The organism is Kitasatospora sp. NPDC086801 (assembly GCF_044745805.1).
GTDB lineage: Bacteria > Actinomycetota > Actinomycetes > Streptomycetales > Streptomycetaceae > Kitasatospora.
In genome coordinates, this window is sequence record NZ_JBIVAX010000080.1 from 1 (window position 1) to 9,361 (window position 9,361).

The window sequence follows — 9,361 nt, forward strand, 5'->3', positions numbered from 1 at the left end:
AACTCCGGGGTGTACTTCCGCCCTGCCATATGAACCATCTTCCCGGACCATCAAGATCCGCCATCAGAGTGTCCACATCACAGGGGTCACCTCAGTGCGCTACTCGACCCCGCCCGGCTACACCGGCGCCAGGGTCTGGTGCCGGGTCGTCGGCGAGGAACTGTCGATCACCGCCCGCACCAAGTCCGGTGACCTGTCCGAGATCTGGCGTCACCAGCTGTCCACGCCCGGCGTCCCGCAGATCATCGACGCCCACTACCCCGACCACCCCGACGGCCGCTCGGTCCACCAGCCCAGGCTGCGGCCGCGTTCGGAGGCGGAGATCGCGTTCGTCGGCATCGGCCCCGGCGCCGGGCGCTGGCTGAAGGAAGCCGGACCCGCCGGGGCCTCCCGGATCCGCGCGAAGATGGCCCACGCCGTCGAGCTCGCCGCCGTCCTGGGCAGCGACCGGGTCGACCAGGCCCTCGGGCTCGCGGCCGCAGCCGGACGCTTCGCCGAGGACGACTTGGTCTCCATCCTGGAACACATCGCGGCCAACAAACCCGTCGGACAGGTCGTCCGCGCGGACGAGGCCCACTCCGTTCAGAACGGCACCATCGCCTGGCAGGCCCTGGGCCGACAGCAGACGGCTGCCGGGGAGCCGAGGACCGACTGACCAGGTCAGTCGCCGACGAACCACAGATACAGATGCTGCCCGCGCTCGACGACCCGGCACAGCTCGCGGGCCTGCCCAACCCAGTCGCCGTCCAAGTGGGCGGGAAGCCGGTCGAGTTCCGCCAGCAGCAGCGGCACCTGCCGCTGGTTGAAGACCGCATCCCCATACGGCGTCAGGGCCCACAGCATCGGGAACTGCGCCATGTCCAGATCCGCGAAGCCGGCCATCCAGTCCACACCGGCTTTGGCGCGGGCCACGACGTTCCCGCTGTCACCACGCACCGCCATATTGATCACCCGCCGAGCCTACCGACGCCCACCACGACCCATGAAGGGAATTACCGACCGTGACGTTTCCCCAGGCCCCGGCCCTGCCCGAGGAGCTCGACAAGCTGATGCGCCGGATGCGCCTGCCCTACATGCGCAAGGCCGCACCCGACGTCCTGGCGACCGCCCGCGCTCAGCGATGGGACCCCGCCGAGGTCTTGCGGCTGCTGATCTCCGAGGAGGTCACCGGCCGCGACGCGGCAACCCGGCGCCTTCGCCGGCACTCGGCGAACTTCCCCACCGGCAAGACCCTCGCGTCCTGGCGGGCCGAGGACTCCACCATCCCCGAACCCACCCAGAACTCCCTCGTCACCCTGGAGTGGATCGGCCGCGCGGAGAACCTCGTGATCGCCGGCCCGTCCGGGACCGGGAAGTCGCACTTCACCGAAGGCTTGGCCCAGGCCGCGATCGAGAAGGACCTTCGGGTGTCCTGGTTCACCCTGGAGACCCTCGCCGCCGCGATCGGCAAGTCGAAGGTCGACGGCTCGACCGCACGCACCGTCGCCCGGATCTGCCGGGCCGACCTCATCGTCATTGACGATATTGGCCTACTACCGGTCGGCGAGGATGCCGCCGAGGCGTTCTACCGGATCATCGACGCGGCCTACGAACGCCGCTCGATCGCGGTGACCAGCAACATCCACCCCTCAGGGTTCGACACGATCATGCCCAAGACGCTCGCCGGGGCCAGCACCGACCGCCTCATGCACCACGCTCATCTGGTGACCACCTCCGGCGACTCACACCGCCTCGCCGAGGCCCTCGCCGGCAAGGGAGTGGTCCCCTTGACCTGACCCCCACCCCAGGAACACCGCTGGCCACAGGCATGGATTTCTGATGGCCACCAGCCTGGACACCCGCAGACCGCCCACCTGGGCATCTCAATGGCCGTTGACAGAAGTTTCACCCTGCGGTTGGACACCTGGAGACTGGGACATGTGAGCCCGGAGGAAGCAGTGCCAGGTGGGAACCAAGAGCAACATGAGTAAGCGGTACACAGCGGAGTTCAAGCGGGACGCGGTCGCGCTCGTTCGGTCCTCTCCGCACCGGAACGTCACCGAGATCGCCCGGGAGCTCGGGGTCAGCCCGGAGGGGCTGCGCGGGCGGGTCAAACAGGACCGCGCCGACCGGGGCGAAGGCCGGCCGGGCGAGCTGACCAGCGCGGAGCGCGAGGAGCTCACCCGCCTGCGGCGACAGACCGTCGAGCAGCAGAAAACGATCGAAATCCTGCGCAAGGCGGCCGCCTATTTCGCGACCGAGACGACACGGTGATCCGCTTTTTCCGTTTCGTTGAGGACCACCACGGCGCCTGGGGCGTCAAGCGGATCTGCCGGGTGTTGGGGATCGCCCGCTCGTCCTTCTACGCCTGGCGGGCGGGCGGGCAGGACCGCCGCGCCCGCCAGCGGGCCGAGGACCTGCTCGCCGCCGAGATCACCGTCATCCACCTCGCGTCCAGGGGCGCCTACCGCGTCCCGCGCGTGCATGCGCAACTGCGCCGCCAAGGGCATGTCGTCAACCGGAAGAAGGTGGAACGGATCATGCGCGAGCGCGGGATCGCGGGCGTCACCCGCCGCCGGCGCCGTGGTCTGACCCGTCAGGCCCGCAGACCGGTGTTCGTCCCGGACCTGATCGGGCGCGACTTCACCGCGCCTCGCCCCGGGGTGAGGTTGGTCGGCGACATGACCTGTCTGCCGACCGAGGAGGGCTGGCTCTACCTGGCCACCGCGATCGACCTGGCCACCCGCGAGGTAGTCGGCTACGCGATGGCCGACCACCACCGCGCCGAGCTACCGGTGGCCGCGCTCCGGATGGCGGCCGGCCGAGGCGGCCTGGAGCGCGGCTGCATCTTCCACTCGGACCGCGGCAGCGAGTACACGTCGAATGAATTCCGCACCGAGCTAAGCAAGTTGAAGATGAGGCAGTCGATGGGAAGAGTAGGCTCCTGTTACGATAACGCAGCCGCCGAGAGCTTCTTCGCCGTCCTGAAGGAGGAGATCGGCACCCGAATCTGGCCGGACCGCGCCAGCGCCCGCGCGGAGGTATTCGCGTTCATCGAGAGACCCTGTTGCCCAATTGGGTGAATCGGCGCGATCTTGCGAACGCGTGGGGTCTGCTGGGAGGAGCCTTTGGGCCGGCGGCCTGCTTCTGGATGGTCGTCGTCCGGTTGAAGGACGGGGCAGCGGGTGTCGATGGCAGCGAGTTCGGGTCGGGACGTTCCGGAGGCAACACGGGTGGTCGCCTGCGCGGCGTTTCCCAAGGGGTGCCTGGCGATGCGGGTCCGGGACTCGCTCGGCCCGTTGTTCGATGACGAGGTCTTCAGATCCACGTTCGGTGTCCGCGGTCGGCCGGGGGTCTCGCCCGGGCAGTTGGCGTTGGTTTCCGTGTTGCAGTTCACCGAGAACCTGACCGACCGCCAGGCCGCGCACGCGGTGCGGGCCAGGATCGACTGGAAGTACCTGCTGGGCCTCGAACTCGCCGATCCCGGCTTCGACTTCACCGTGCTGACCGGGTTCCGGGACCGGCTCGCGGCCCACGGCCTGGAGGAGAAGGTGCTCGATCTCCTGCTGGAACGGCTGATGGAGCTGAAACTGGTCGCTTCCGGAGGCCGACAGCGCACCGACTCCACCCATGTCCTCGCGGCGGTGAGGAACTTGAACCGCCTCGAATTCGTGGGCGAGACACTACGAGCGGCACTGGAGGCGATTGCCGTCTCGGCACCTGGGTGGCTCGCCTCGTGGATGGACCCCTCATGGCAGGAGCGTTATGGAGCCAGGGTCGACTCCCATCGCCTGCCGAGCGAGGAGGATAAACGAGTCCAGCTCACCCAGCGCATCGCAGCCGACGGATACCTCGTGGTCGAGGCCGTGGCGTCTCCTTCGGCTCCGGGCTGGCTGCGGGAGATCCCTGCCGTCACCACCTTGCGGATGGTGCGGCTGCAGCAGTTCAAGCGCACGGTGATCGACGGAGTGCGGGAGGTGGCATGGCGGGGGAAGGACGATCTCCCGCCCAGCAGAATGCGGATCACCTCGCCCTACGAACCGGATTCCCGCAACGCGGTCAAGCGCGGATCGGCCTGGGACGGCTACAAGGTCCACTTCAGCGAGACCTGCGACGCCCCCGAATCCGGCCGCCCGCACATGATCACCCACGTGGTCACCACGGACGCCACCGTCGGCGATCCGGTGGTCGTCGACGAGATCCACGACCGCCTCGACGACAAGGACCCGCTGCCTTCCGAGCATCCGATGGACGCCGGCTACATCTCTGCCGAGCTCCTCTTGACCGCGCCCGCCGACTACGGTGTGCGCGTCATCGGCCCGGTCAGACCGAACACCACCCGTCAGACGGCCCAGGGCATCGGCTTCGGAAAGACATCCTTCACCATCAACTGGGCTGCCAGGATGGCTACTTGCCCCAACGGAGCCACCAGCCGGTACTGGACCGAAGGCCAGGACAACAACCAGCGGCCGGCGATCCGGATCCGCTTCGCCACCGAAACCTGCGCGCCGTGCCCACTACGCGACCAGTGCACCAGCTCCACCCGCTACGGGCGCCAACTCACCGTCCGCCCACAGGAACAGGACGCCGTCCTCGAACGCGTCCGGGCCGAGCAGGCCACCGACGAGTGTGGAAGGCCAGCTACGCAGCCCGCTCGGGCGTCGAAGGCACGATCCACCAAGCCATCGCGGCCACCGGCGCGCGCCGAACGCGCTACATCGGCCTGTCGAAGACGCGCCTCGCACACGTCTTCACGGCCACAGCCATCAACCTCATCCGACTCGACGCCTGGTGGAACGAAAAGCCACTCGCTCGCACCCGGACATCACACCTCGCAACCCTCGTCCTTGCCGCATAGAGCAAATTGGGCAACAGGGTCATCGACGGCTGGTACAACACCCGCCGCATCCAGAAGCGCCTCGGCTGGCTCAGCCCCGACGAGTACGAGGCGAAGTACTACGCCGACCAGGCGACGGCCGAACCAGTGGCCGTCGAACCACCCACACCCGCACTGACCAGCTAATCAGCACCTCCCACACACCGGGGGAAGCTCATCCCGGCGGCTGTTCCCCCTTCTGCGGGAGGGGATGCTGCTGCTGGCCGACCGGGGCTTCTACGGCTTCGAGCTGTGGCAGGCCGCACGGGCGAACGGCGCGGACCTGCTGTGGCGGGTCCGCACCAACGCCGCCCTGCCCGTGCTGCGGGTCCTTTCCGACGGCTCCTACCTCAGCACTGTCCACGCCGAACCGGACCGAAAGAGCCGCCGCAACCCGGTGACCGTGCGGGTCGTCGAGTACACCCTGACCACGACCGGCGACCAGAGCGTCTACCGGCTGGTCACCACCGTCCTCGACCCCGAAGCGGCACCGGCAGCCGAGCTGGCCGCGCTCTACGTCCAGCGGTGGGAGATCGAGACCACGCTGGACGAGATCAAGACCCACCAGCGCGGCCCCAAACTCGTCCTGCGCTCGAAGTACCCGTGGGGCGTCGAACAGGAGGTGTACGGACTCCTCCTGGTCCACCACGCCATCCGGCAGCTGATGCACCAGGCCGCCCTCAGCGAGGGCCTGGACCCCGACCGCCTGTCCTTCACCCGCAGCCTGCGCGTCGTACGCCGCCAAGTCCCCGCCCAGGCGGCGCTTTCCCCCCGGCACACTCGCCAGCGCGCTGACCCGCACCCTGGCTGAGATCACCGAACGGCTCCTGCCACCACGGCACCGGCGATCCTGCCCCCGCGTCATCAAACGCAAGATGTCCAACTGGCCCCTCAAACGCTCCCAACACCGCAACTGGCCGCCACCCGCTCCGACAATCGTCACGATCGCCGGACCGGGCACGGCCTAAGTCATAAGTCACCGGCATTGCGTCTAGCTCTCCAGCCGCCAGACCCGCCACAGAGCACGCGACGCCGGCTCGTGGGACCACACACCCTCCGGTCCCACGACCGTTTCGCCATGCCCGCACCTGCACCGTCAGCTCCGCTCAGCCATCCCGCGGGGCAATATGATCCACCCCACAGATCGCAGCCAGACTCGACCAGACCCGCAAAGCACGAAATCCCGCCCAGAGTTGCCCCCTGGACGGGATTTCATGAACCGTTCACGACCGAAGTCGTGAACGGCCCGTTGGGTGGAGCTGAGGGGATTCGAACCCCTGACCCCCTCGATGCGAACGAGGTGCGCTACCGGACTGCGCCACAGCCCCAACGAGAAGAAACTCTAGCACCTTCCGGAGGGGGCCCGTGACCACCCCCGGGGACACGGTGCTGGTCCGGAGGCCGGGGAGGTCACTCGTTGGCCGCGCGGGGGCGGGCCTCCGGGGCCAGGGGTTCGGCGTACTGGTCGAACAGCGGGGTGTTGCGGGCGGACTCGGCGGGACGGCCCGCGGTCCAGGTGCCGGGGGCCGTCAGGTCGAGCCCGCGGGAGACCCGGGGGGCGACCGGCGCCGTGACGTACGTCGGCAGCGGGACGGGCACCGGCTCCCAGGAGTCCGGACCGGCCGCGCCGCGCTCGCGCATGCCGTCGACCCACTCCTCGTGCTCGGTCGCCTCGGCCACCGCCGAGGCGGACGGCGCGGAGACGGTGGCCTCGCCGGGGTCGGCGGCCAGCCGCAGGTGCGGGCGGCGTCCGGCCCGCCCCTCGGCGACCGGGGCCGGGGCGTGGAGCTGGGCATGGGCCTGGGTGTGCGCCTGGGTGTCAACGGCCTCGGCCGGGACGCTCCGGGCCGCGGCGCGCTGCTGCTCGCGCTTGCGCAGCCGCTCGGCCGCCTGGGCGGCCCGGGCTCGGTCGAGCTTCACCTCGTAGCGCTGGCGCTCCAGCTTGCGCAGGTGGCCGATGTACAGGGTGAGGAGGATCGCCGGGACGGCCGGGACCCAGAGGAAGGCCAGTCCGGCCACCGCCGCGACCACGGCGCCGAGCGCGAAGGCCAGGAAGAGGACGGTGACCATCCGGCGCCGGCGGGCCAGCAGCCGCGCCCGGCGCTGCGCCCCGCCGTCCGGCGCGGAGCCCGGACGCTCTCCCCGGGCACCCCGCTCGGGCGAGAGCGCGGGCGCGGGCACCGGCGCGGGCGGGGGTTGGACGGAGGGCGAGGGCTCGGGCTCCGCGGAGGGCGCAGAGCCCGCCGCGGGGTCGCCGGAGGCGGCCCCGTCCCGTCCGGGAGGGCCGTCGCTGCTGTGCTCGTCGTCACGCGGTTCGTCGCCCAGGGCCCGGGCTGCCCGCCGCTCCAGCCCCGAACGCCCGGCCAGCAGGCGGATGGCGGTGCTGAAGCGTTCCGTCGGGCGCGCCTCGTTGAGTTCGTCCTGCCTGCGGAGCCACATCGGCACCAGATAGGCGGCCCAGGCCCCTACGATGACGGCGTAGATAAGGCCGCTACTGCTCACGATTCACACCGTACGGGCGCCGGGAAGGCCTGGCAGCAATTTGGCTCGGCGTGTCGTGTGATCAAGCTGATTCTCCGACTATTTTGCCGGTATTTGTGCCGGTCCGCCGCCGCGGCGATGCCATACCGATATTTGATTCGAACATATATTCAATTACTCGGCTCGCGACCGGAACTGAGCGCCCGCCAGCGTTCCAGCATCCCCTCCGGCACCTCCTCGGCGGTCAGCGCGTACACCAGGTGGTCCTGCCAGGCGCCGTCGATGTGGAGATAGCGCGGGCGGATTCCCTCCGAGCGGAAGCCGAGCTTTTCCACCACCCGGCGGCTCGGGGCGTTCTCCGGGCGGATGCAGACCTCGATCCGGTGCAGTCCGAGGGTGCGGAAACAGTGGTTGACGGAAAGCGCCACGGCCGTCGGCATGATGCCCCGGCCGGCCACCGCCTCGTCGATCCAGTACCCGACGTTCGCCGAGCACATCGAGCCCCAGGTGATGCCGCCGACGGTCAGCTGGCCGACCAGCTGGCCCTTGTGGAGCACGACGAAGGGCAGCATCCGCCCGGCCGAGGCCTCGCCGCGCAGGAAGCGGACCATCTGCCGGAACGTCGGGCGCGGCCCGGCGGCCTTCCCGGCCGGACCTGGCGGGACGGTCGCCTCCCAGCGACGCAGCCAGTCCCGGTTGCGGAGGCTGACCTCCTGCCACTCGCGCTGGTCGCGGGCCCGGATCGGGCGCAGCGCGACCTCCCCCTCGTGGAGTTCTACCGGCCAGCCGGCGTTCAGTGCGCTCTCCCGGAAGCTGGTGCGTCCGGCCGGGGGTGGTCCCCGCCGCCGAGTTGGTCGACGGCGTGGGCGAGCAGCGGTTCGAGGACGGCCAGGCCGTCCTTGACGCCGCCGGTCGAACCCGGCAGGTTGACGATCAGGGTACGTCCGGCGAGCCCGGCCAGCCCGCGGGAGAGCGCCGAGGTCGGGACCTTCTCCCGGCCGTACGCGCGGATGGACTCGGCGATGCCGGGGACCTGCCGGTCGATCACCCTGGCGGTCATCTCCGGGGTGAGGTCCATCGGCGAGATGCCGGTGCCGCCGGTGGTGAGCACGACGTCGTAGCCGGCCGCGACGGCCTCGCGCAGGACGGCCTCCACCGGCTCGCCGTCCGGGACGACCCGGGGGCCGTCGGCGGTGAAGCCCATCGCGGTCAGGCCGGCCACCAGCAGCGGGCCGCCCTTGTCCGCGTAAACGCCGGCCGAGGCCCGGTTGGAGACCGTCACGGCGAGGGCCCTCATGCGCCCGCCCCGCTTCGCCGGACGGCGAACCCGCTCCGCCCGCTCATGCGCCCGCCTCCGGCGCGAACCAGTCGCCGCTCTTGCCGCCGGTCTTGCTGAGCACCCGGACGGACTCGATGGTGGCACCCTTGTCCACCGCCTTGACCATGTCGATGACGGTGAGGCCGGCCACCGCGACGGCGGTCAGCGCCTCCATCTCGACGCCGGTGCGGTCGGCGGTCTTCACGGTGGCCGTGATCTCGACGGCGTCGTCCACGACCGTGAGGTCGACCTTGACGCCGGAGACGGCGATGGGGTGGCAGAGCGGGACCAGGTCGGGGGTCTTCTTGGCGCCCATGATCCCGGCGATCCGGGCCACGGCGAGGGCGTCGCCCTTGGGCACGCCCTCGCCGCGCAGCAGCTCGACCACCTTCGGGGAGACCCGGACCCGGCCGGCCGCGACGGCGGTGCGCGCGGTGGTGGCCTTCTCGGAGACGTCGACCATCCGGGCCGCGCCCTGGTCGTCGACGTGGGTGAGGCGGTCGCCGGGGGGAGGTGTCGTCACGGGTGCTCCAGGGGCGCGCAGATCGAATACCGCGCTACCGTACAGCTCCCCCGCCCCGCCCCGTGGGAGGGGCCTGGTCCGCGAGACACGCCCTAGTAGTGCTTGGTCAGGTGTACGCGCTGGTGGCGTGTCCTGCGGGGCTGTGCCGCGTTGATGGTGTGTGACACCTGGGGAGTTGGATAAG

11 protein-coding genes, 1 tRNA gene and 1 pseudogene are annotated in these 9,361 nt (G+C 70.2%); 7 read left to right on the top strand and 6 right to left on the bottom strand.

The window, feature by feature from the left end; all coding sequences use genetic code 11:
• Window positions 1-94: 94 nt before the first annotated feature.
• Window positions 95-655, top strand: coding sequence for a hypothetical protein (locus ACIPLC_RS37725; protein WP_400477587.1), 561 nt, complete (start codon window positions 95-97; stop codon window positions 653-655).
• 5 nt (window positions 656-660) lie between these two features.
• On the opposite strand, the gene ACIPLC_RS37730 is transcribed toward ACIPLC_RS37725, so the two are convergent.
• Window positions 661-942, bottom strand: coding sequence for a hypothetical protein (locus ACIPLC_RS37730; RefSeq protein WP_400477593.1), 282 nt, complete (start codon window positions 940-942; stop codon window positions 661-663).
• 107 nt (window positions 943-1,049) lie between these two features.
• Between ACIPLC_RS37730 and istB the strand changes: the two genes are divergently transcribed.
• From istB to ACIPLC_RS37760, 6 genes and pseudogenes are all read left to right on the top strand, one after another.
• Complete coding sequence (gene istB / locus ACIPLC_RS37735; protein ID WP_400477594.1) at window positions 1,050-1,775, top strand: IS21-like element helper ATPase IstB; 726 nt, start codon at window positions 1,050-1,052, stop codon at window positions 1,773-1,775.
• A 169-nt stretch (window positions 1,776-1,944) separates the two neighbouring features.
• Entirely contained in the window at window positions 1,945-2,253 is a 309-nt protein-coding gene (locus ACIPLC_RS37740) for a transposase (RefSeq protein ID WP_400477588.1), read from the top strand.
• Complete coding sequence (locus ACIPLC_RS37745) at window positions 2,250-3,062, top strand: IS3 family transposase (protein ID WP_400477589.1); 813 nt, start codon at window positions 2,250-2,252, stop codon at window positions 3,060-3,062. The genes ACIPLC_RS37740 and ACIPLC_RS37745 overlap by 4 nt, the downstream gene beginning before the upstream one ends.
• Window positions 3,063-3,251: 189 nt before the next feature.
• A pseudogene (locus ACIPLC_RS37750) lies at window positions 3,252-4,541 on the top strand (transposase); the annotation flags it as partial.
• Window positions 4,542-4,606: 65 nt separating this feature from the next.
• Window positions 4,607-4,837, top strand: a complete 231-nt coding sequence (locus ACIPLC_RS37755; RefSeq protein WP_400477595.1) for a transposase — start codon at window positions 4,607-4,609, stop codon at window positions 4,835-4,837.
• A gap of 205 nt (window positions 4,838-5,042) precedes the next feature.
• Window positions 5,043-5,666, top strand: a complete 624-nt coding sequence (locus ACIPLC_RS37760; RefSeq protein WP_400477596.1) for an IS4 family transposase — start codon at window positions 5,043-5,045, stop codon at window positions 5,664-5,666.
• Window positions 5,667-6,109: 443 nt separating this feature from the next.
• Here the strand turns inward: ACIPLC_RS37760 and ACIPLC_RS37765 are convergent.
• The 5 genes from ACIPLC_RS37765 to moaC all read right to left on the bottom strand — a co-directional run bounded on the left by ACIPLC_RS37765 (window position 6,110) and on the right by moaC (window position 9,177).
• Window positions 6,110-6,183, bottom strand: a tRNA-Ala gene (locus ACIPLC_RS37765).
• Window positions 6,184-6,265: 82 nt separating this feature from the next.
• Window positions 6,266-7,357, bottom strand: a complete 1,092-nt coding sequence (glpR, locus tag ACIPLC_RS37770; protein ID WP_400477590.1) for a gephyrin-like molybdotransferase receptor GlpR — start codon at window positions 7,355-7,357, stop codon at window positions 6,266-6,268.
• A gap of 149 nt (window positions 7,358-7,506) precedes the next feature.
• Window positions 7,507-8,133, bottom strand: coding sequence for a GNAT family N-acetyltransferase (locus tag ACIPLC_RS37775; RefSeq protein ID WP_400477597.1), 627 nt, complete (start codon window positions 8,131-8,133; stop codon window positions 7,507-7,509).
• On the bottom strand, window positions 8,130-8,633 hold the full coding sequence (locus ACIPLC_RS37780) for a molybdenum cofactor biosynthesis protein B (RefSeq protein WP_400477591.1): 504 nt from the start codon (window positions 8,631-8,633) through the stop codon (window positions 8,130-8,132). The genes ACIPLC_RS37775 and ACIPLC_RS37780 overlap by 4 nt, the downstream gene beginning before the upstream one ends.
• A 43-nt stretch (window positions 8,634-8,676) precedes the next feature.
• Window positions 8,677-9,177: a cyclic pyranopterin monophosphate synthase MoaC gene (gene moaC / locus ACIPLC_RS37785; RefSeq protein WP_400477592.1), complete on the bottom strand. Its 501-nt coding sequence runs from the start codon at window positions 9,175-9,177 to the stop codon at window positions 8,677-8,679.
• Between the last annotated feature and the right edge of the window lie 184 nt (window positions 9,178-9,361).